22 protein-coding genes, 1 tRNA gene and 4 pseudogenes are annotated in these 19,612 nt (G+C 49.2%); 15 read left to right on the top strand and 12 right to left on the bottom strand.

The features are described from left to right. Nucleotides 1-221: 221 nt before the first annotated feature. Nucleotides 222-884 (top strand): hypothetical protein, encoded by a 663-nt coding sequence (locus tag AC5JO6_RS19320; RefSeq protein WP_496082678.1) that lies wholly within the window; start codon nt 222-224, stop codon nt 882-884. Between the two features lie 87 nt (nt 885-971). Continuing rightward, nucleotides 972-2,489, top strand: a complete 1,518-nt coding sequence (locus tag AC5JO6_RS19315) for a hemolysin family protein (protein WP_496082812.1) — start codon at nt 972-974, stop codon at nt 2,487-2,489. Nucleotides 2,490-2,492: 3 nt separating this feature from the next. Here AC5JO6_RS19315 and AC5JO6_RS19310 read toward each other — a convergent pair whose 3' ends face one another. Together AC5JO6_RS19310 and AC5JO6_RS19305 are read right to left on the bottom strand one after the other, a co-directional pair. Continuing rightward, nucleotides 2,493-3,722 (bottom strand): MFS transporter, encoded by a 1,230-nt coding sequence (locus tag AC5JO6_RS19310; RefSeq protein WP_496082677.1) that lies wholly within the window; start codon nt 3,720-3,722, stop codon nt 2,493-2,495. A gap of 534 nt (nt 3,723-4,256) precedes the next feature. Further along, entirely contained in the window at nt 4,257-4,457 is a 201-nt protein-coding gene (locus AC5JO6_RS19305; protein ID WP_496082811.1) for a hypothetical protein, read from the bottom strand. Nucleotides 4,458-4,747: 290 nt separating this feature from the next. On the opposite strand from AC5JO6_RS19305, the gene AC5JO6_RS19300 reads away from it, so the two are divergent. Together AC5JO6_RS19300 and AC5JO6_RS19295 are read left to right on the top strand one after the other, a co-directional pair. Continuing rightward, a tRNA-Val gene (locus AC5JO6_RS19300) sits at nt 4,748-4,821 on the top strand. Nucleotides 4,822-4,990: 169 nt separating this feature from the next. Next, nucleotides 4,991-5,767: a site-specific integrase gene (locus tag AC5JO6_RS19295; RefSeq protein WP_496082676.1), complete on the top strand. Its 777-nt coding sequence runs from the start codon at nt 4,991-4,993 to the stop codon at nt 5,765-5,767. 114 nt (nt 5,768-5,881) lie between these two features. Here AC5JO6_RS19295 and AC5JO6_RS19290 read toward each other — a convergent pair whose 3' ends face one another. From AC5JO6_RS19290 to AC5JO6_RS19275, 4 genes and pseudogenes are all read right to left on the bottom strand, one after another. After that, the gene (locus AC5JO6_RS19290) at nt 5,882-6,157 is read right to left on the bottom strand and encodes a hypothetical protein (RefSeq protein WP_496082675.1); all 276 of its coding nucleotides are present in this window, start codon (nt 6,155-6,157) and stop codon (nt 5,882-5,884) included. A gap of 56 nt (nt 6,158-6,213) precedes the next feature. Further along, entirely contained in the window at nt 6,214-6,378 is a 165-nt protein-coding gene (locus tag AC5JO6_RS19285; protein ID WP_496082674.1) for a hypothetical protein, read from the bottom strand. 263 nt (nt 6,379-6,641) lie between these two features. Further along, nucleotides 6,642-7,331, bottom strand: coding sequence for a WD40 repeat domain-containing protein (locus tag AC5JO6_RS19280; RefSeq protein WP_496082673.1), 690 nt, complete (start codon nt 7,329-7,331; stop codon nt 6,642-6,644). Next, nucleotides 7,328-8,387 (bottom strand): annotated as a pseudogene (locus AC5JO6_RS19275) (ISKra4 family transposase). The gene AC5JO6_RS19280 and the pseudogene AC5JO6_RS19275 overlap by 4 nt, the downstream one beginning before the upstream one ends. A 103-nt stretch (nt 8,388-8,490) precedes the next feature. Between AC5JO6_RS19275 and AC5JO6_RS19270 the strand changes: the two are divergent. Continuing rightward, a pseudogene (locus AC5JO6_RS19270) lies at nt 8,491-8,652 on the top strand (SDR family oxidoreductase); the annotation flags it as partial. 210 nt (nt 8,653-8,862) lie between these two features. Here the strand turns inward: AC5JO6_RS19270 and tnpA are convergent. The 3 genes from tnpA to AC5JO6_RS19255 form a co-directional block, all read right to left on the bottom strand. Next, nucleotides 8,863-9,306 carry an IS200/IS605 family transposase gene (gene tnpA / locus AC5JO6_RS19265; protein ID WP_496082672.1) on the bottom strand — a complete coding sequence of 148 codons (444 nt, stop codon included), beginning with the start codon at nt 9,304-9,306 and terminating at the stop codon, nt 8,863-8,865. Nucleotides 9,307-9,425: 119 nt separating this feature from the next. Continuing rightward, nucleotides 9,426-10,217 (bottom strand): transposase, encoded by a 792-nt coding sequence (locus AC5JO6_RS19260; RefSeq protein WP_496082671.1) that lies wholly within the window; start codon nt 10,215-10,217, stop codon nt 9,426-9,428. An 840-nt stretch (nt 10,218-11,057) separates the two neighbouring features. Continuing rightward, complete coding sequence (locus AC5JO6_RS19255; protein WP_496082670.1) at nt 11,058-12,212, bottom strand: transposase; 1,155 nt, start codon at nt 12,210-12,212, stop codon at nt 11,058-11,060. A gap of 181 nt (nt 12,213-12,393) precedes the next feature. On the opposite strand from AC5JO6_RS19255, the gene AC5JO6_RS19250 reads away from it, so the two are divergent. The 3 genes and pseudogenes from AC5JO6_RS19250 to AC5JO6_RS19240 all read left to right on the top strand — a co-directional run bounded on the left by AC5JO6_RS19250 (nt 12,394) and on the right by AC5JO6_RS19240 (nt 14,722). Next, nucleotides 12,394-12,924 carry a hypothetical protein gene (locus tag AC5JO6_RS19250; RefSeq protein WP_496082669.1) on the top strand — a complete coding sequence of 177 codons (531 nt, stop codon included), beginning with the start codon at nt 12,394-12,396 and terminating at the stop codon, nt 12,922-12,924. A gap of 53 nt (nt 12,925-12,977) precedes the next feature. Further along, nucleotides 12,978-13,565: a Uma2 family endonuclease gene (locus tag AC5JO6_RS19245; RefSeq protein ID WP_496082668.1), complete on the top strand. Its 588-nt coding sequence runs from the start codon at nt 12,978-12,980 to the stop codon at nt 13,563-13,565. 221 nt (nt 13,566-13,786) lie between these two features. Beyond that, a pseudogene (locus AC5JO6_RS19240) lies at nt 13,787-14,722 on the top strand (IS5 family transposase). A 54-nt stretch (nt 14,723-14,776) separates the two neighbouring features. Here AC5JO6_RS19240 and AC5JO6_RS19235 read toward each other — a convergent pair. Then, nucleotides 14,777-15,307, bottom strand: a pseudogene (locus AC5JO6_RS19235) (NAD-dependent epimerase/dehydratase family protein); the annotation flags it as partial. Here AC5JO6_RS19235 and AC5JO6_RS19230 point away from each other — a divergent pair. The 7 genes from AC5JO6_RS19230 (at nt 15,276) to AC5JO6_RS19200 (ending at nt 18,289) form a co-directional block, all read left to right on the top strand. Continuing rightward, the gene (locus tag AC5JO6_RS19230) at nt 15,276-15,401 is read left to right on the top strand and encodes a hypothetical protein (protein ID WP_496082667.1); all 126 of its coding nucleotides are present in this window, start codon (nt 15,276-15,278) and stop codon (nt 15,399-15,401) included. The pseudogene AC5JO6_RS19235 and the gene AC5JO6_RS19230 sit on opposite strands and share 32 nt — an antisense overlap. Nucleotides 15,402-15,494: 93 nt before the next feature. Continuing rightward, the gene (locus AC5JO6_RS19225; protein WP_496082666.1) at nt 15,495-15,809 is read left to right on the top strand and encodes a nuclear transport factor 2 family protein; all 315 of its coding nucleotides are present in this window, start codon (nt 15,495-15,497) and stop codon (nt 15,807-15,809) included. 154 nt (nt 15,810-15,963) lie between these two features. Next, nucleotides 15,964-16,425, top strand: a complete 462-nt coding sequence (locus tag AC5JO6_RS19220; protein WP_496082665.1) for a hypothetical protein — start codon at nt 15,964-15,966, stop codon at nt 16,423-16,425. Further along, a complete protein-coding gene (locus AC5JO6_RS19215; RefSeq protein ID WP_496082664.1) occupies nt 16,409-16,639 on the top strand; it encodes a GNAT family N-acetyltransferase in 231 nt (76 codons plus the stop codon). Before AC5JO6_RS19220 ends, AC5JO6_RS19215 begins: the two co-directional genes overlap by 17 nt. A 162-nt stretch (nt 16,640-16,801) precedes the next feature. Further along, nucleotides 16,802-17,230: a VOC family protein gene (locus AC5JO6_RS19210; RefSeq protein WP_496082810.1), complete on the top strand. Its 429-nt coding sequence runs from the start codon at nt 16,802-16,804 to the stop codon at nt 17,228-17,230. A 48-nt stretch (nt 17,231-17,278) separates the two neighbouring features. Then, complete coding sequence (locus AC5JO6_RS19205; RefSeq protein WP_496082663.1) at nt 17,279-17,701, top strand: VOC family protein; 423 nt, start codon at nt 17,279-17,281, stop codon at nt 17,699-17,701. Between the two features lie 90 nt (nt 17,702-17,791). Then, nucleotides 17,792-18,289, top strand: coding sequence for a cupin domain-containing protein (locus AC5JO6_RS19200; protein WP_496082662.1), 498 nt, complete (start codon nt 17,792-17,794; stop codon nt 18,287-18,289). 105 nt (nt 18,290-18,394) lie between these two features. On the opposite strand, the gene AC5JO6_RS19195 is transcribed toward AC5JO6_RS19200, so the two are convergent. Further along, nucleotides 18,395-19,051 carry a glutathione S-transferase family protein gene (locus AC5JO6_RS19195; RefSeq protein ID WP_496082661.1) on the bottom strand — a complete coding sequence of 219 codons (657 nt, stop codon included), beginning with the start codon at nt 19,049-19,051 and terminating at the stop codon, nt 18,395-18,397. Between the two features lie 26 nt (nt 19,052-19,077). Next, complete coding sequence (locus AC5JO6_RS19190; RefSeq protein ID WP_496082660.1) at nt 19,078-19,590, bottom strand: DUF6632 domain-containing protein; 513 nt, start codon at nt 19,588-19,590, stop codon at nt 19,078-19,080. Nucleotides 19,591-19,612: the final 22 nt, after the last annotated feature.

Below are 19,612 nucleotides of genomic sequence, written 5' to 3'. Positions count from 1 at the left end.
GTGCCATTATTGTATCCCGATTTTTTGACTTATTTTCTACTCCAATCAAGCGGGTGGTGAGTGAGTGGAGGCGTTTGGGGAAAATTATTGCATCAACATTCTAGCGATTGAGAATGTTTACTCTGTATCGTGCCTGTCTATGTCTACAATTGGAGCGATCGCGCCAATTGCTTGTGCGCTTATGACACCACTTGTCCCCCCGACTCCAACTGCCTACTCCCATGAAGCTGAATTCGACCGTAGCACTGACTCTGGTTCTCCTGGTATCGATGGTTGTCGCTGGATTGGTCAGTGCCTCCTGGGGTTCGTCGCTGGGGCGGGAGGCGCTGAAAGGCATTACACAACCGGACACTCGCCCAGCCAACAACAAGGCAAGCACTCAGGCAGGCAGTGCGCGACGTGAAGAACTCGCCGTTTTGCCAGAAAGCGACATTATCACCAATGTCAAAGTCCGCATGAACGGTGGCATCGCTAAAGACGTGAAAGCAAGCCCTGCCCCGATCGCCAAAGTGTCGACCACCACCGATTCGGCAAAGAATCAGCTACCAATGACAACTACCAGCCAGGACGTGGTGCTGGAGGTAAAATCGGTGCGGCAGCAAGGAGAAACACTGGTTTTAGCTGTCAGTCTTCGTAATAACAGTAAGCAACCGATCCGCTTCGTTTACGATGCGCTCACGGTGACTGACGAACAAGGGCGGACGCTCAAGGCAAATACTGAAGGATTACCTGTAGAGCTACCAGCCTCAAGCAGCACCTTTCCTGGTACAGTCAGTATTCCTGCTAGCTTGCTGGATGGGGTTCAAAACGTGTCTCTTTCGCTGACCGATTATCCAAATAAGCGACTTCAGCTACAGTTGTCAAATATTCCCCTCATCCGGTAGAGGATTCTCGCTTCATGCTTCTACAGGAAAACCCCTTCGATCGTGCTGCACATGATAGGCTTCCTGGCACTTGGCTTTGTAGGTAGTATGGGGCTGATCGACCCGTCCATGAGTGAACTCACCTGGTCGGCGATCTGGGTGCGCATACTACTGGTGCTGTTGCTCATTGCCATTAATGCCTTTTTTGTAGCAGCAGAGTTTTCCATGGTTGCGGTGCGGCGATCGCGGATTAGCCAGTTGGTGGATGCAGGGGATGTGCAGGCGCGAACCGTACAAGCGTTGCAGCAGAGCACCGAGCGTTTGCTATCTACGACCCAGCTAGGCATTACACTCTCTAGTTTGGCGCTGGGCTGGATTGGGGAGAGCGCGTTGGCTGTTTTGGTTGCCCACTGGTTACGCCAACTGCCGCTGCCAGACGGCTACAGGCAAGCCCTCGCCCACTCAGTGGCGATTCCAGCGACTTTTTTACTGCTTGCCTATTTCCAAATTGTGCTGGGCGAGTTATGTCCCAAAGCAGTAGCGCTGTTGTATTCAGAACAGATGGCACGGTTTCTTGCTGCTCCCAGTCTGGCGATCGCTCGGTTCTTCCATCCGTTTATCTGGGTTTTGAACCAATCAACCCGGCTATTACTACGTTTAGGCGGCATTCAATATACGGGACAAGCATGGTCTAGCCAGGTGACACCCGAAGAACTCCAGCTCATCATTGCCATGTCGAGCGAGTCTAGTGGGCTAGAAGCAGAAGAACGGCAGTTGCTCAGAAACGTGTTTGAGTTTGGTGATGTGTCAGCAGGTGAGGTCATGGTGACGCGCACGAACATTGATGCCGTCCCCTATGATGCAACCTTCAAGTTACTGCTGCAGGAAGCCGCGCAGTCAGGTCACTTGCGCTACCCAGTCATTGGTGAGTCACTGGACGACGTACGTGGTCTCATTTACTTTCAAGAATTGGCAGAGCCACTAGCACAAGAAGCGTTTGATCTAGAACATTCAATTCAAGCGTGGCTGCGCCCTGCTCGTTTCGTGCCGGAATATATGCTGTTGAGCGAACTGTTGCCTCTGATGCAGCGATCGCGCCAGCCGATGATGATGGTGGTCGATGAATATGGCGGCACAGCAGGTTTGGTGACGATCGAAGATTTAATCGCTGAGATTTTGGGCGTTGCCGCTGAACCTGCCAATGATGAGGCAACGAGCATTCAAGTCCTGGATGAGCAAACGTTTTTAGTGCAGGCGCAGATCGACCTGGAGGAAGTTAACGAGTTGCTCAACCTGGATCTGCCCCTGTCTGATGATTATCAAACGCTAGGTGGGTTTCTCCTTTTTCAGCTCCAAAAAATCCCTCAGCTGGGGGAAAGCTCTCGCTATGGCGATTCTGAGTTCACCATTATTTCCGCTGAAGGTCCCCGCCTGCACCAAATCCAAATTCATCGCCTGGAAGTCGTCGAGACACTGCACGACTTCACTGTTGCTGATACAGCGGTTCGTGACACAGATACAGAAAATACTGGCACAGAAAGTACTGGCACAGAAAGTAACGCGATCGTTGACGATGCTCTATCAATCGACGGTTCATCAGAAACAGATCGTTCTACGTTTCTTTAGATCCTAGCGGCGCGGCAAAGCATACAGATCTCTGCCGTCACCGAGGGCGAAGCTGAGTGAGTGGGGCAACGTCTTGCTGCATTGGGTCACAAAAACAAGCACCGACAAAAAGGCTAAACCGCTGGCAAGACCAAAGATACCCCGATAGCCGACGTATTCAGCAAAAAAGCCTAACGCTGGACCCGCGATCGCAATCCCCAGATCAAAGCCGCCCACGCACAGCGAAAAGACGCGTCCCCGTTCATACGCCTCGGAGCGATCGGCAACCAGCGCCACCATCAGCGGCAAAAAGATTCCGGTGCCAGCCCCTTCCAGCAGCCCCGCTAGCAGAAACATACTGGCACTGTGAGCAAACCACAAAAGGAGCATCGTCAAGGCATAGAGCAGCAGCCCCAAAGTGATCAGTCGTCCGCGCCCATAGCGATCAGAGGCACGCCCAGTCAACAGCCGCACGCTAAACCCTGCCACTGCCGCCGCCGTGTAAAACAAGCCAGCATTTAAGTCTACCCCTGCTTCTTGCATAAACAGCGGCACAAACGTACTCAAAACACCAAATGCCATCCCCACCAGGAGTAGCGTCAGCGTTGGGGTTCGCAGCCGTGGGCTAAACAACAAGCGCCAAAAGGTGCCCGTGGTATCGACTGCTGGCTGCGCCACAAGCTGCGGCGCTTGAACCCAGAGTGCGCTTAGCAGCCCAGCAAACCCTAACCCGGCTGACATCAGAAACAGGGGTGTATAGCCTGCCCACGCTTGCAAAAACCCCCCGATCGCTGGTCCAATCGCAACGCCGATCGGGTTGACCAAACTCATGTAGCCAATCACCTCGCCCCGATTAGACGGTGGTGATAGATCAACAACCAGCGTACTGTAGGCAGTCGTAAAGGCAGCAATGCTTAGCCCGTGGAACGCCCGAATAGCGATCAATAGCGGCATCGATTGGGTCATCAGGTAGCCTAGAGGCGCGATCGCTACTGCTGCCAACCCAATCAACAGGACAATCTTGCGACCCCGGCGATCGGCTAACTGCCCCAACCACGGACGAAACAGCAGCAGCCCTACTGCAAAAGCACCAATGACAACACCAACCTGATATTTTGTCCCGCCCACATCGCGAATGTAGAGCGGTAGTGTAGGCAGCAACGCAGCAAGACTCGACCAAAACAGCAACCCAACTCCAAATAAAACCAACAGATTTTGCCGTACCGCTGGTTCTAGAGTGTTAAAGATTTTCAAGAACGCCTTCCTTACCAAACGACTCGTGCTCTTTGTGGGCGTTGTCGTTCACAGCCGTGACGCAGCCGACATAGCCACCCCCGCAAGCACTGCACCAACTAGAGCGGCATTCAAACGCAGAACGAACCCCTCCCTCTTATGATGAAGAGTTCTTCACAATCTGGCTACGTGGCGATCGCCTTAGGGTCTGTAAAAAATGAATGTCATGGACTGTAGCAGTCAGCGGTCAGCCGTCAGCCATGATTTAAAGCTGATAGCTGATAGCTGATAGCTGCTTTGAAAGTGTGCAGTCATTTTTTAAAGAGCTCTTATACCAATTCTACAAAATCGCCCTACAGATTCGTTTTTGCTGCTGACCGCTGACCGCCAGCCGAAGCTTGCCTGTGTAGCCACAGTTTAGTGAAATAGTATCAGTCCTATAGGTATAAAATTTGACACAAAAAACGCATAGCACAAAAAATCAGAGCCTTAACAGTGGCTCTGATCACGTCGTGGCTTCTGAGCCATTGGGTTCAGGCAAACAAGCGTAAACAGCTAGAGAGCCTGACGAGACACTAATTTTTCAAAAGTCGCCTGAGTCTGATGCAGCATTTGTTCACGGCTATCACCAGCTTTGGTCAAGGTCGGCACTAAATTACGTGCTTGGAGCGCCATATGAAGCTGAAGATGAGCAACATACTCGCTGAAATCTTCCCGGCTTGCTACGTTTGAAGACTGATTTAACGGCGAATTCAAGGCGTTCTCCTTCTCAACTCTGGATTCGGAAACCAACGTTACGAACGTAACATGCAGGCTTTTTTTGCCTCCAACTTTGCAACGAAGATTAACGGTTGACTGGTAGAACGATTGCGAAGCGTGAAGTTTCTTGTACGTCTCTTTTGGCGCGTCTCTTCCAATCACGATCGCGCACAGTCCTGTAAGCTTAACCATTTGAGCTAGTTTTCTTCCATGCTTCCTCAGACCAAATCGATCGCACAAACACTTTAACCGACACAGCCGATCTGCTATACTCATGAACCATACCTGGACGCATAGCTCAGTTGGTTAGAGCACCACGTTGACATCGTGGGGGTCTCCCGTTCGAGTCGGGATGTGTCCATTGTTTGAAACCCGCTCTAGTAGCGGGTTTCGCTATTTTAAAGAAAACTGAGTCTAGAACCATCATTTTCAACAAGGTATCTCAACCTGACACGGTTTGACGCGCTGATTGAGATAGGATTGCGATACTGAAATATACGCAGAGCCGCCTTCAGGGAGGTTTGATGGGTATGAGTGTATCGCTAGCGTTACCGCCGACTGTATCTCAATTGAAGAAGCGGAAGAAGTCGCCAAAAGGGACAGTCTCGGGGCAAGTGTTCAAGGGGCGGCTGAGGTTGTGCTGGAGTTTTCAGCGTCAGCGGTACTTTCTTTACCTGGAACTGCCAGAGGGTAAGACGAACCGGATTGTGGCAGAGGGCAAGGCGAAACAGATTGAAGGCGACATGGCGACGGGGAACTTCGATCGCACATTGTCTAAATACAAGCCACACCAGCGTGTCAGTAGTGCTTTAAAAGCGGTTGACTTGTTTGAAAAGTTTATGCAGCACAAGGCGAAACGGGTCTATAAGCGGACGTTGGAGAAGTACAGAGCGCTGCTGGGCTACATCGGTCAATTTTTTAGAGGGAAGGTCGCTAGCAGCTTGAATGAGGGTGATGCCGAACAATTCAAGGAGTGGTTAGCAGAGCGGCTAGCGCCTGTCACGTTACGAGAGCAGATCGAGTTGATGAGAGCCTGCTGGATTTGGGAAGCAAAGCAGGGGCTAACGGAGGTGAACCCTTGGGTAGATGTTTTGAAAACGGTGAGAGTACCACCTCAACAAAAGCCGAAGCCGTTCACCAGGGAGGAGATGGGGAAGATTTTGGCTGGGTTCAAAGCCGATCGCCACTACGCTTACTATTTGGACTACGTGGAATTCTTGCTCTCAACAGGGTGTCGAACGGGTGAGGCGATACGTGCGATTGCACAGGCTTTGCCATCGGTCTCAGTGGGAACATCTCAACCATGACTGCTCGGTGATGTGGATTGGGGAGAGTATGAGCCAGGGGCAGCGCAAGGAGGTGAAGACTAATCGAGCCAGGTTTGTGTCTCTGACTCCGAGGCTGCAAGCAATGCTTTCAATCTAGAAGTCAAACAGGTCGCAGTCTTCTAATCGGCGGGCGGCTCTTTGCACGGTGCGAGGGTCTACGGACAGCAGAGCGGCAATTTCGACAGGTGGGGGAATGTCTACCCAGCGATCGCCATAGGGGTCAAGTTCCCAGAGGTAAAGCCAGAGGTCGTATTGAGTTCCCGTCAGCTTTAAAGTTCGGGCATACCGAATCAGCTCTTTGGGAATCTGCACGAACTGGGGAGGCTTTTGTATCCCTGATGCTTCAGAATGCGGAGCTGAATTTGTCATGATGCAGATAAGTACAAGTAGATGCCCCGCTGCTGGCTGTAGATGGGGCATTTTTCCTATGCAGGCTTTTGTTGCTCAAGGTAGAGAAGAGCAGCTTGTTCAATAAGGTCGGAGAGGTGACACCGTTCTTTAATCGCTTTGATCTGTAATTGCTCCTTTAAGTCAGGGTTCATGCAAATCGTGACGTTTTCGCGTGGTTTGGGCAGGGAGGATTGGCTCATGGTTCTGAACAAAACTATGTTCGTTTTTGAGCGAACTATCATTCAACGAGATAGTACATGATTAAGCAATCATTTGATTGTGTGAGAGTTAATTCTGTGTTTCCTTAGCTCGACTTTATCCATTTTCTGAAACCCCCAGGCACCAGTAGTTATAGCATGTCGGATTTTCTCTAGACTTTTCTTGATATCGGTTAAACCACTAGACATCCGAAAAAGTCTGCGGCTCTGTCTGCGATCCAGACACCGCCAAGAATGGCTCCTCTTCAAAATGGATAAAGTCGAGCTAAGCTGTCTAAATTCAGATCCCAAAGTCTGATGCTTTCATCCTCGCTACCACTAATCAGCATTTGACCATCAGGACTAAAACGGACACTCCTGACTGTCCTTTGATGTCCTTGCAATTTATACAGAAAAACTTTATCTTTCACATCCCAGAGACTGAGTGTTCCTTTTACATCGCCAGAAACTAGAGTCTTTCCATCAGGACTAAAATTAACACTACTTACTTCATGTGTGCCTCCTAATTGAGACCAGATTTCTTTACCATCAGATACATGCCAGAGTTTGATTGTTTTATCATCACTAGCTGAAGCTAGAGTTTGACCATCTGGACTAAAAGCGATAGATTTAACACCTTTTTTATGCCCCCTCAAAACTCGCCTTCTACCATTAGATACTTGCCAAAGTCTGATGGTATGATCTTCGCTAGCAGAAGCAAGAGTTTGACTGTCTGGACTAAAGCTAATTGCATGAATTTCTAAATTAGGTGGTGTAGCATTTAAATCATTTTGTTTATCGTGTTTACTAGAAAGTTGGTTCACAAGTTCAGACTTCAGTCCATTCATAGTCCAGATATTGATAGTGGGATCATCATCGGAAGGACTAGAAGATGCAAGGAGAATCCCGTTTGGACTAAAAGTAATTTGAGTGCATCCCAGTCTTGCAAGACTCATTTTGAGAACTGTCCATTGAGATAGGCAGAGCGATGCTTGAGCACTTGGGGAACATTGTCTTTCTCCCATTGTGCCCCTGAAAGTTTGATGCGCCGTCCGATTTGTTTAACCGTTGATTCAATCGCACCTGAACCAATTGAGCTCCCTTCTGCTTGATAGTAGCGATAGTTGACAATCCGGTGTCGATGTTTGTTGAGATAAGCAATGAAGGTGCTCACTCGCTCGTGGTGCCAATCGTTGAACTGGGCAATGGCGCTATCAATATCTCCTTGCCACAAAAAGGCTTCAACTCCATCTAAGCGCTGCTTTGAGCCACCCACCTTGCCCAAATTTTCGATCAAGTGATACCAGTCCAAAAGCTCGCGTCTTTGAGAGGGCGTGCTAATTTCAGCGTAGAGATTCCAAATGCCATCATGCCCATCTCCCAGACAGGTTAACGGGTCAGACAATGGTTGGGCATTCACCCAACTCACCAAACGGGCATTGTCTTGGAAAAACGCACTCACACAGTGTTCATGCAGCTTCACCCCTTTGTAATCTCGCCATTCACTTGGTTCTCCTTTGGGGTTCGCAGTCGCACTTTACCGCCGTCTACACTCATCTCTTCAACGGCTTGAGCCACTTGCGGTAAATCAAAGGTTTGACGATGCACTAACCGCTGCTGCGTACTGTGAGACACTGCCACCCCAGTCAAAACTTGAATAGCTTCAGCCGCTCGCTCATAGGACTCATTCGCGCTCAACAATAAGCAACACCTTTCCAGATAGGGACTCCATTGCGTGTAGGCTTTGACCTCCAGTTTTGCAGCTTGTTTCTCACTTACATTCAATCGTCCAACAATACTGTCGATGCTCCGTTTTCGTCCGCTCGTTGTGCCGCTACTTGTTGCAATAAAAAATTCCCAATCTCTGGACTGACATGCTCAAGCAGGTGCCCTCGAACGGCTTCCTCAATGCCTGCTAATGTTTGCACTTGTTCCGGGTCGGTTTCTTCGTACAACAAGGCTGCAATGGCTTGAACGTGGGCTTGAATTTCGGCTTTCTTGGCAGCGTCCATAAGGCTCCTTAGGCAGAGGTCATCGACCCAAAGTCTAGCGCTGATTCACACCATTAAGCCTAAGCATTTATGCTCATTGCAAAGGTGGGATGCACTCGTTGAGCAATTTGCTGGGAAACTTCAACAAGTGATTCCGATGAAACGATTTGGAGAAGCGGAAGAAATCGCCAAAGCAGTACTATTTCTCGCCAGCGATGATGCCTCGTTTGTGCTGGGTGAAGAATTGGTGGTAGATGGCGGTTGGATCCAATTGGTAGCCAGCTAAGCTGTCTCATACTTTACTTCCTTTCAACCAGCAAACCATCGTGTATAAACTGTTGTCAGACCTGTCTTTGAGCAAATCCTGAAGAGGGAACTGTTGAAGCAGTTCCCTCTAGCGTCATTACAATTTCGGAGCGCTATTCAGTTGAAGCTTTTACTTAGGGAAATATGTTCTTAATGAACTACCCCGCCGCAAGCGGACGGGGTATCAGAATCAAAAAAGAGCCAGTTGTTCATCTCTATGTAACTTGAGATAGTCATTGCCCTGATTCTTGACGTATTTCGCAATCATGCCTTCATCGCCGTGTTTGCCGACTGTACTAGCAAAGTACCCATCGCTCCAAAACTCCCCGCCCCATAACTTCTGTTTCACTTGAGGACAGCGCTTAAACACCTCCCGTGCCGTCAAGCTCTTGAGCATCGTCACCAATTTCGTCACACTGTAGGTCGGCACAGACTGCACCAAAAAAGGCACGTGGTCTTTGTCTACACCAATTTCCACAAACTTGATTTCGTACCGTTTCTCGATCTCCAAGCAAACTTCGCGCAACACTTCATCGACCTGCTCATCGAACACAGCCCGTCGGTACTTCGCCGGAAACACCAAATGGTAAAGCAATACGGTTACGTTATGGCTTTTGTGGATGTACTCACTCATCTCTGCATTCTACGCCGCAGAGCGGCGGGGAATTGACCCTTAGCGATTAAATGAGAGCTGTTGGGAAATAATTACAGGTTAGGTTGAGATTCTGACCTTCCTGGTTTGGAATGTCTTTCTCAGGCAGCCATCAAGTAGAAGTTCCATAAGCCAGCCGCAGTCAGCATCAAGTGATCATCAAACGCCTCAATCCGATTCCGATAAATGCTACTGACTGCGCCATAGCGCTTCACTCCAGCGAAGGCATGCTCACAGATCACCCGTGATTGGCTCAACGCTCGATTCTCAGCCTTCTGCTCCGCGCTCAGTTTCCCACCTCTCGGTTTCTTATGCGGGATGCGGATGTTGTCATACTGCTTGTGGACACCGAGAAACCCCAAATCCAGTTCAATGGGAATTTCGTCCGGCACAGAACCTGCAATATCGTCCTCATCGTGGAACTTTTTATCATGCAGTTTGCCTTCTCGTGCCTTGCTCAACACCAACACTCGTTTGCGCTGGTCTACCGCTGCCAAGTGCTTACGCGTATGCCGCCGCTTCTTACCGGAATAATTGAGCTTTTGTTGCTCTGGATCTTGAGGGCGTTGGATCGGGCGTTCGGTGCCATCAATCATGACGCGCTCCACGCCTGGAAACCGTGCCATAAAGGACTCAATGCTGGCAAGTTTGCGCTCTGGCAGCGCCATCTTCTCACCCAAAGCCGCTTCTAAAAGCGGCTGTAAGCGATGCATCCAATAATGAGCTTGGGCACGGTCAAGGTCGAATAAAAGCCCTGCCAAATCAAAGGTCGGGTAACATTTGAAGTAGAACAGGATGTAGAACAATTTGTCTTGGGGATTGCGTAAGCGGGCTTTGCGCCCGCCGCCAACCGCTCGTTGACGGAGAGACTGAAGCATGGTAGCAAATTTCATCTAGATTTGATGATTTCAGCATTCAAACTATTTTTTGATTGGCTTGAATCTAATTATCCAGCAATGATTGACCAAAACCCGACTACCTTTATTGAGTTAAAAAAATTACTGATATCAAATTCTGCACTACAGCCTAAAGAGATATCCCAGCTTTGAGATGCTATTTTGACTCAAGATGCTAACGAATTGGTCATTGCTAGAGATGTTGCACTCTTAACCTGTATAGGATGTGGCTTGACTGCTCAAGAAATTCAAAACGCCAACGTTCAAGGTTTGAATAATGAAGACAATAGGCGTACCTTACTTTGCGCCAAAATGCTAAGGACTGGCTTTCGAGAGAAGTCCTTTTAAGTAGAAGTAATCAAGAAGCAGTTGAATCCTATATTCAATTGAGATCACAGAACAAGCACCGCTTAAACCTTACAAGTCAATCTCCATTACTTATTTCCTATGATGAGCGAACTTACGGGCACCGATTGAATTATGTCGAAATTGTTGCCATTATCAAACACTGGGAAAAGCTTTCAAATATCTCCAACCTAAGTTTGCAACGGCTCAAAACTACCTTCAACGCTCAACCTGTGTTTGGTTTGTTAGGGCAGGAATGACAGCGGCGGGATCTTTCTGTAATTTTGTCTCCAGCTCATCAGGCATATTTCAAAGCTATTGGTGAAGAGCCACCTGGTGTAAGCATTGAAGAGTTTCTCCAAAGTGTGTATAAATAACCTCTTCAAGGATATTTCAAGAGATAGGGGTTGGTATTGTTCAGCCGATTCAACAACCCAGACTTGTGCTTGAGTCCTTTGCCCTTGGTGGTGCAGAAAACTCAGGACGGTCTCATCATGAGAATTTAACCACTTTAGAAAATTCAATCCGGCAGTCTAAAGCCTCACGTTTACGAAGAGAAGCGCAAGCGGGCGGTGGATTCTGCTTCGGGAGTGCCAGGAGTTTGGGCAAAGACAAGCGCTTGTAGCAGAGCCGCGACAGTTCTCGTAGACCGAGTTGCAGAAAACTCAAGCCACGCTCACCATGCCAGTCGAGTCTGGCACGTGCTCCCGCTTGCACGAGCATCATGCCCAGCAGGAGGGCAAGGAGGGAAGCACAATCCAGCAGCATGAATAAGCAAGTCAGCGTTTGGGGCGTGCGTAAGCCGGATTGCCATACCCCGAAGGCCGCAGACTTGTCATCCTTAAAGTGAGGTTCAATGCCGCCGAAACGCTTGCCATCGAGCGCCAAGGTTTGCAGGGAGGGTGCCTGGTCAGACAAGACTGCCCAAGCGTCTTTGGTCTCTGGCACTTTTGCCGTGACCAGATGGCAAGCAGTGCCATCCAAAACCTGCACGTTTTCAAACAGATATGCCTGCTCTGGGGGTGGTAAGAGTTGCTCGACTGACTGGCTACAGCCATCGGCAAGTGTCACCTTCAAGTCCGACTTGACTCGGATCGCCCATGACCAATGCTGTTGGCGCAACCAATGCATCAAGTTTCCATGCTCAAACCCTCGGTCTGCCAATAAAGTCATCTGACACTGGGGCGGCAAGACCTGTTGGGCACGCTTCAGCACTCTCTGATACTGCTCAAACCCAACAGTGGCACTGCCATGTTCGAGCACCACTTGGGCTAGGGTGAAGGAACGCCCGCCCCAGACGAAGCACACGGCAATCAGACAAAATTGATCCCACAAGATGCTGGTATCCAGGGTCAGTAGCACAGACTCCCCAGCAAAGGCTGCCAACACATGACGTAGCATCGGCTCATAGAACCGCTCGGCACTAATCTGCTGATTGTGTAGGAAGTAGCTTAACCATTCCAAGTGCGCCCTGGCTTGACAGTCGCGATGACTCAGGTAGGGAATCCACTTCCCCAGGCACGCACTGCTCGATTGCAGAATCGCCGCCAGCATTTCAGCAAAGCCTTGGAGGAGCCGTTGGTCTTTCGGCTGCACCCATTGACGCAGTTGGTCTTGCAGTTGACGATACAAGAGGGGGATTGCCATGAATGTTGCTTTGAGTTGGGGAACTTAAGCGTCTCATGGAACGCCCCCTTCAAACCCTCCCTGTCTCAGTTGAGATTCCTGCTCTAGCAAACTTTTCAAGACTTTTCTGCACCACTAAGCCCTTCAGTCCCGGATTCACGAAATCTGGACACGCTTTTTTAGTTCTACTTTGAAGGACGATTTGCAGTACACACCTTCCGAATGCTTTGAAACCTTCCCCGCAAACTGGGAAACTCATTCCACTTTAGAGGCGATCGGCAAACGCTACTACGAATTCCGCGCCAAGTTGATGGTTCGCAACAACGAAGGCTTGACCCAGACATACAACCGCTTCCACGACCCCAACGAATTCCATCCCGACATCCTCAAACTGCGTCAACTGCATGATGAAATGGATCGTGCCGTTCTTGCTGCCTATGGCTGGAATGACATTCAACCTCAATGTGAATTCCTGCTCGACTACGAAGACGAAGATGATGATGATGACGAAACCTCTGCTAAGCGTCAGCGCAAAAAGCCCTACCGCTACCGCTGGAACGAAGCCACCCACGACGAAGTGCTAGCACGCCTGCTCGACTTGAACCAGAAACGCTACGAAGAAGAACTACTGGGGGGCAAGTTAGCTGGGAAGAAAGGCAAAGGGCAAAAATTCAAAGGCAAAACCACCAAAGGTGGGACTGAAGCACCAACAATTCCTGGTTTAGAGGCGTAGTTTATACTAGAAGCACCTTCCTGAATCGTGGATCTCCACCGCGAGCCAGTTCTATGACGATCGCCACCCAAAAGCTGACGTTTGAAGAGTACCTTGCTTACAACGATGGTACGGATACTCGCTATGAATTAGTCGATGGAGAATTGGTACCCATGAGTTTGGGAACTGGCAAACATGGGGCAATTATCCGTTTTCTAGTGCGCCAATTTGAAGATGCACTGGCACAATCAGGACAACCCTGGGTTCCGTTGCCTGCGCTGGTTGGTGTTCGCTCTCCACGAGGACGCAACTGGGACACTTCCCGCATTCCCGATGTCACGGTCTTACCCCTTGCTCAGTGGGAAGCGATGAGTAACCGGGAAGCCATTATCAATTTCAATGAGCCACCCCCTATTTTGGTGGTTGAGGTCGTTAGTCCCTCCACTAAAACTGACGATTACCGTTCTAAACGGGCTGAATACGGGTTGCTAGAAATTTCCGAATATTGGATCGTTGACCCGATAGAAGAGAAGATCACCCTTTGCGTCCTAGAGCATCAACTCTACGATTCAACTGAATTCCGTGGGGCAGACTTGATTCAGTCCCCTACGTTTCCAGACCTCAACCTGATAGCTACCCAGGTTCTAGCAGACAAACTTTAGAGGCTGTTTTAAAAGTATCAAATACGCTGCATTTGCCCCCTCAATCCCCCAATTTGGGGGACTTTAAATCTCAGAACCCCCCAAAGTGGGGGCTGGGGGGCGGTTCGGGCAAAAATTTTGACTTTTCAAACAGCCTCTTATAGCAATTGGCGTTGTTGCATGAAGAGGGGTTGCGGCGGGAGGAGGGATGGTAGGTTGTAGTTACCACACCACAACGTGCCATGAAACCTCAATACCGCATCCGCAACTGGTTCGAGTATAACGCTGGACTCAAGCAAAGAGGAAGCCTCACCTTCTGGTTCGCAGAATCCATCCTGGAACAGTGGGTCGTCGAGGAGTTGAGCGGCAAACCCGGTGCGTCTGTCCTCTACAGTGACCTCGCCATGCAAACAATGGCGACACTCAAAGCCGTCTAGCGTCTAGCGGGACGGCAGTGTCAAAGCTGTCTCGAATCGCTTTTCGAGTGGATGGGCATTGAGCTACCTGTACCAGACCACAGCACCCTGTCTCGGCGATTGGGGCAACTGTCCATTGAACTACCCGTTTCGCCGAAGCAGGGTGCTCGTCATGTCGTGGTGGATTCGACGGGGGTGAAAGTGTATGGAGAAGGGGAGTGGAAAACCCGTCAGCACGGAGTCAGCAAGCGACGAACATGGCGCAAGCTGCATTTGGGAGTCGATGAGGCGACGGGCGAAATCTTAGCAGCAGTGGCGACAACCAACGATTTCCATGATGGAGAAGTATTAACCGATATGCTTGAAGCCATTGATGAGTCGCTAGAACAAGTCTCGACCGATGGGGCATACGACCATTGTCATTGCTATGACGAGATTGCAGCCAAAGGAGCCAAAGCGGTGATTCCCCCACGCAAGGATGCGGTGATTTGGCAGCATGGCAATCGCAAAGGCAAGCTACATCCGCGTGATGAAAATTTGCGCTCGATCCGCAAGCAGGGACGCAAGCGCTGGAAGCAGGATTCTGGCTATCATCGTCGTTCGATTGCGGAAACGACGATGTTTCGTTTCAAAACAATTTTTGGTGGCAATCTGAGTGCACGTCAATTTGACAATCAAGCGGTAGAGTTGTTCATCAAATGTGCTGCGCTCAACCGCATGATTCAGATCGCCAAGCCCGATAGCTATGAGGTTGAAGCCTAATATCAAGCCTGCTTCAAGACTAATCTGCCCGTTGTTCAATCATGCAACAAAGCCCCAGCCAAGTGCAGTTCTCGCTCGTTGGTTGACATAAACTCTTTCAATGCTAGGAAACATCTTCCAACCTTGACGGGCATAGACTTCCTCATAGTCCGGAAACTTTCGTTTTACGACAAGCGGGGCATTCATTCGCAAGTTAAACAAATCGTCGGGTGTAAAAGGGGTAGTCGCACTGATGATGTAGCGATCGCAGCCGATTAGAGGAGCCTTCTCAAGGGCAAGGAGATGGGCACTCACGACATCTTCAATATCCACACGGCGATAGAGTAATTCATTTGCCTTAATGTTGCCATCTTCGTAAGCCTCGCAGGTCTCTTGATGATCATCTGCTTCTGGAAAGAAGCGCGAGGTTCGCAAGATCAAGCACGGCAAACCCTGATTTCGGTAGAAGAGTTCGCATAGGTTTTCTGCTGCTGTCTTTGTCACACCATAAGTGTTTTTAGGAATGGGAGCAACTTCTTCCGTAATCCATGCCGCAGGAACACCCAAAGGTGGAATGAGTGCATCGCCGAAAGTACTGGTAGTGCTGAACCGTCAAGCATTAGAGTCACGATGGGACGAACTGAAGAAATTTCTCAATCCATTGCAAGCCCTGCTGGAAAACGATCGTCGTAACGTTTAACAACATCCGATGTCGGTCAAGGGGTGCAATCCTAAAATGGATCAATCAAAAGAGAGCCAGATTCTCAGCGAGTGACGCAAGAGGTAGGCTGTGATGAATGAAGCTTTGCTTCGCAAGGCATATCAAGCTTTTAATGCGCGTGATATTGACGCTGTTCTAGCTATTCTGCATCCGGATGTTGCCTGGTCAAATGGCATGGAAGGTGGGTATGTGCATGGGCATAATGAAGTCCGCGATTACTGGAGCCGCCAGTGGTGTTTAATTGATCCGCACGTTGAACCACAATGCTTCACAATCAATGAGACCGGACAAACGGTGATGAATCTTCATCAAGTGGTGCGTGATTTGGACGGCAATGTGATTGTGAATCAAATAGTTCAACATCTGTATGCGATCGAGCATAGTTGAATGGCACTGACATAAGGAAATTCGGACCCTAAATCCCCTAAATCTGGGGGACTTTGAAATTCTAGCTCCCCCAGATTTGGGAGTTGGGGGGCGGCTCGGTGCGTTACGTCAGTGCCATTCGAGCATGGTTTAATCAAGCGCATGGAAATTAGAGATGATCAACGAGAAACTGATTAAACGCATCTTAAATCAGGCACAAGTCCCTGAATTGTTAGAAGTCCTTAGTGAACGACTAAATCAGTCGGACTTACAATCTCTGTTGCTAGAAATCTACCGAGCCAGAGTGCGATCGCTAACACCTCAACATTTGCTTCAGCAATACGAACAAAATCGCCTGGTACAGCCTGCTGCCATTAGTCCTAGACAACTGCTGGAATTTGACCAGTTGGCTTACTCGGTATTGCCGCCCTCGTTTGAACCCGTAGAACTGTCTCCGGTTTGTCCGTTTGGCACAACCTCGATCGTCGCTCCCCTAGATCAGAATCAGACTGTAACTACGATTCGCAACAGCGAGGTTTGCTCAGATTCCACGAATGTTTTGGCATTAGAGTGTGCGCGACGGCGACAAGACAAAGCAAGATATTGTCAATCTTTGTGCGATGTGGGTTGCGCCTGAAGCGAGATTCCAAGGATTAGGAAAAGCCTTAGTTGAGCATGTCATTCTTTGGGCAAAGCAGGCTCATGCCTCCAAGGTACGGTTGTGGGTAAACCGTGAAAACGTGAATGCTGCTCAGTTCTATCGTCATTGCCGTTTTAATGGCACCGGAAATACGGCTATCTTTCCTGCCAAACCGGATGCCGTAGAACAAGAAATGGAATACATTTTCTGACAGTGACAAAGTTGCAACTTAACAAAAAGCAAAAGAAACCAGGCTAGCTTAGTACAATTGCACTGCTAGAATACAATCGTTTCATCAGACTTTCAGCAGACGCATCACAGTACCGCTCCAAACCTCTGATCGACTCAGTTTCCAATGAAGGAGAATTCAGATATGGACGACAATCCCAGCATTCTTTCGCATGTTTCGATCGGCACCAACGATTTTAAACGCGCGATCGCGTTCTACGATCAGGTCTTACCTACATTAGGCTGCAAGCGACTGAGAGAACATCCATATGGGATCGCGTATGGCAAACAGTACCCCGAATTTTGGGTAGGAACCCCCTTCAATGGACAGCCTGCAACGGTGGGCAATGGCACGCACATCGGCTTTATTGCTCCCACGAAAGAAGCCGTCCATGCCTTCTACGAAGCCGCACTAGCAGCAGGGGGCAAAGACGAAGGTGCGCCGGGTGGCAGACTCGACTACAGTGAGCCATACTACGGTTGCTTTGTTCGTGATCCAGACGGACACAAAGTAGAAGCTGCTTTTTGGGATGAACAGCTTGAACAAACACTGAATCAAAGCAGGTCTGAATAAGCTGAACGATCCACGAGTTTATATCATTCTGTAAAAGAGGAATTACCAATGGTAAACAACTTCATTCCAGATGGGTTTCATACTGTCACGCCTTATCTGACCGTCCAAGGAGCAAATCAACTGCTTGAGTTTGTCAAAGCGGCATTTGATGCTGAGGAAGTTCTTTGCATCAAGCAACCCGATGGCACGATCAGACATGCCGCTGTAAGGATTGGTGACTCGATGGTGGAACTGGCTGAGGCAAGAAGAGAATGGACACCGATGCCCGGAGCAATTCATCTGTATGTGAGCGACACGGATGCGGTTTATGAGCGCTCCCTTCAAGCAGGCGCAACCTCACTGCAAGAACCAACCGATATGGATTACGGAGAGCGTGGTGCTGCTGTAAAAGATCCGGTTGGAAATCACTGGTATATCGCTACCCAGGAATTAGTGAAGCGGGAAGCAGACTTTTTAGCACAACAGCACTAAAGGACAAGGCAAAAGAGTCGTTGGTGATCAGTCACTAATGTTAATCTGCTGTCGATCGAACCATCAATCCCCAATTAAACAGGAGCTTGTATGTCCGACATTCCCAACATCATCAACATGAACGATCTGGACTGGCAGGAAGAGCATTACTCAGAACATTACACAGGTTGGTCAAAGCGGTTATCTTCCCCGGCAATGGATCGCAAACAAGGTCACATCGGCGTGAGAGTTGAGCGACTGCGCCCTAAATCGCTCTCTTGCCCTTTTCATTACCATGTTCACGAAGACGAGTTTTGCCTGATTCTCAAAGGCAAAGCGACGCTTCGGTATGGTGACAGAACGATTGAAGTAACCGAAGGGGATGCAATTTCATTCCCACGCAACGAGCGAATCGCTCATCAGTTCTACAATCACACCGATGTACCCGTAGATATTTTGATGATGGGTGAGAACCTGTCGCATGAGGCTTGTTACTATCCCGATTCGGATAAATGGCTATTACGTTCGATCGGCAAAGTTGGTAAATTCGAGAGCACAGATTATTGGACAGATGAACCCAATCCGCCTGTCCTGAAATCTCAGGAATAACTGCTGCATGAAGTATGGCTATATTGAACGCGAACGACGGGTTCTGATCAAAATGCTGCCGTCCAATTTGAATTTGGAAGAGGATTATCGTCGGATCTGCGATCGCTACAACCGCCGCTCTATGATTTTTCTCAGATTGGGCAAAGCTGCTTCTATAACCTCAGGTGGTGGCGTTGTTTGCTGCCAACTTTCGCGCATCGCTAGCTGTTCCAACCAAGCTTGAAGACGAGGATAGGTTTCTAAAGAAAAACCAACCCGATCTAAGAATGACACTGAAATTCCAGCCACAATGTCTGCCAGCGTGATCTCTGCACCAACAAAGTACGATCGATTGTCCAGAAGCTTCTCATAAAACTGCATCACAAGGGTAATACGCTCTCTTGCAACGTCAAGCTTCTGATTCTCAACCTCCAGTCCCATCAAAGGTCGAGTTAGCACCATCACGGCTGGCTGAAGCTCATTAACGACCAACATCTCTACCATCCGAACCGTAGCAATATCTTCAGGTTGACTGGGCATCAAAGCAGGAGATGGATATTTTGCTTCTAGGTAATCTAAAATCGCCAACGATTCAATCACCCGCAAGCTATTGTCCGCAATAACGGGAACACGCTGGAGCGGATTGACAACCGTAAAGTCATAGTCAAACTGATCGCCATCCAGCTTGACCAAAATCGGTTCAAACGGGATCTGTTTTTCTAGCAAGGCAATCCAAACTCGACGGGCATTGCCAGAAACTGGATTGTAGTAGAACCTCAACATACAAACTCCAACTTGAAACTGCTTGATTAGAGAATAGCGTTATTCTCGATCGCGCTCTTGGGTAGCCAGAGGTAGATCCCAAGAGCAAGGATTAGGACAAACGGAATATCGGTAAACCACTTGCTCCAGTAGTGATCCACCATCATCAACGCTTGCGCTCCCATCAGAATACCGTGGAAGAGATTAGCCCACATGGTGAAGTTGAGAAACGACAGGTATGACAGCGGCTTGCGAGCGGCAAGCAAGAGAAAGACTCCCCACACGAGATAGATGATGAACAACATCGGGGGCACATGGCACGATTCACCGCTACATCGGATACCATTCCAGATCGCCCAATTTAATCGTCCTCCCTCCGCCAGAACAGGAGTTTGAAACAGAAAGCCCCAAAAGAGCGAACCGAAGATGAAAAGTGACAGAACGCCGTAGACGCGCAGGAAGAGCGCCACTTTTCGTTTCAACAGATTGTCGATCGCGCCGACGAAGCTACCTCTATAGAAGAGGAAACCATCAAGGCAATCAAAGCACGAGATGTCCAACAACACCAACTGGTTAGACCAA

It is taken from the genome of Tildeniella sp. (genome assembly GCF_059505325.1).
Note: the sequence above shows the minus strand (reverse complement) of the source record. Positions and strands in the feature narration are given on the sequence as shown.

Excerpts from the sequence above, each read along its gene's own strand:
- AC5JO6_RS19320 (WP_496082678.1), top strand. The coding sequence starts at position 222 with ATGAAGCTGAATTCGACCGTAGCACTGACTCTGGTTCTCCTGGTATCG.
- AC5JO6_RS19315 (WP_496082812.1), top strand. The coding sequence starts at position 972 with ATGGGGCTGATCGACCCGTCCATGAGTGAACTCACCTGGTCGGCGATC.
- AC5JO6_RS19295 (WP_496082676.1), top strand. The coding sequence starts at position 4,991 with ATGAGTGTATCGCTAGCGTTACCGCCGACTGTATCTCAATTGAAGAAG.
- AC5JO6_RS19290 (WP_496082675.1), bottom strand. The coding sequence starts at position 6,157 with ATGACAAATTCAGCTCCGCATTCTGAAGCATCAGGGATACAAAAGCCT.
- AC5JO6_RS19285 (WP_496082674.1), bottom strand. The coding sequence starts at position 6,378 with ATGAGCCAATCCTCCCTGCCCAAACCACGCGAAAACGTCACGATTTGC.
- AC5JO6_RS19280 (WP_496082673.1), bottom strand. The coding sequence starts at position 7,331 with ATGAGTCTTGCAAGACTGGGATGCACTCAAATTACTTTTAGTCCAAAC.
- tnpA (WP_496082672.1), bottom strand. The coding sequence starts at position 9,306 with ATGAGTGAGTACATCCACAAAAGCCATAACGTAACCGTATTGCTTTAC.
- AC5JO6_RS19260 (WP_496082671.1), bottom strand. The coding sequence starts at position 10,217 with ATGAAATTTGCTACCATGCTTCAGTCTCTCCGTCAACGAGCGGTTGGC.
- AC5JO6_RS19255 (WP_496082670.1), bottom strand. The coding sequence starts at position 12,212 with ATGGCAATCCCCCTCTTGTATCGTCAACTGCAAGACCAACTGCGTCAA.
- AC5JO6_RS19245 (WP_496082668.1), top strand. The coding sequence starts at position 12,978 with ATGACGATCGCCACCCAAAAGCTGACGTTTGAAGAGTACCTTGCTTAC.
- AC5JO6_RS19230 (WP_496082667.1), top strand. The coding sequence starts at position 15,276 with ATGAGTGCATCGCCGAAAGTACTGGTAGTGCTGAACCGTCAAGCATTA.
- AC5JO6_RS19225 (WP_496082666.1), top strand. The coding sequence starts at position 15,495 with ATGAATGAAGCTTTGCTTCGCAAGGCATATCAAGCTTTTAATGCGCGT.
- AC5JO6_RS19220 (WP_496082665.1), top strand. The coding sequence starts at position 15,964 with ATGATCAACGAGAAACTGATTAAACGCATCTTAAATCAGGCACAAGTC.
- AC5JO6_RS19215 (WP_496082664.1), top strand. The coding sequence starts at position 16,409 with ATGTGGGTTGCGCCTGAAGCGAGATTCCAAGGATTAGGAAAAGCCTTA.
- AC5JO6_RS19210 (WP_496082810.1), top strand. The coding sequence starts at position 16,802 with ATGGACGACAATCCCAGCATTCTTTCGCATGTTTCGATCGGCACCAAC.
- AC5JO6_RS19205 (WP_496082663.1), top strand. The coding sequence starts at position 17,279 with ATGGTAAACAACTTCATTCCAGATGGGTTTCATACTGTCACGCCTTAT.
- AC5JO6_RS19200 (WP_496082662.1), top strand. The coding sequence starts at position 17,792 with ATGTCCGACATTCCCAACATCATCAACATGAACGATCTGGACTGGCAG.
- AC5JO6_RS19195 (WP_496082661.1), bottom strand. The coding sequence starts at position 19,051 with ATGTTGAGGTTCTACTACAATCCAGTTTCTGGCAATGCCCGTCGAGTT.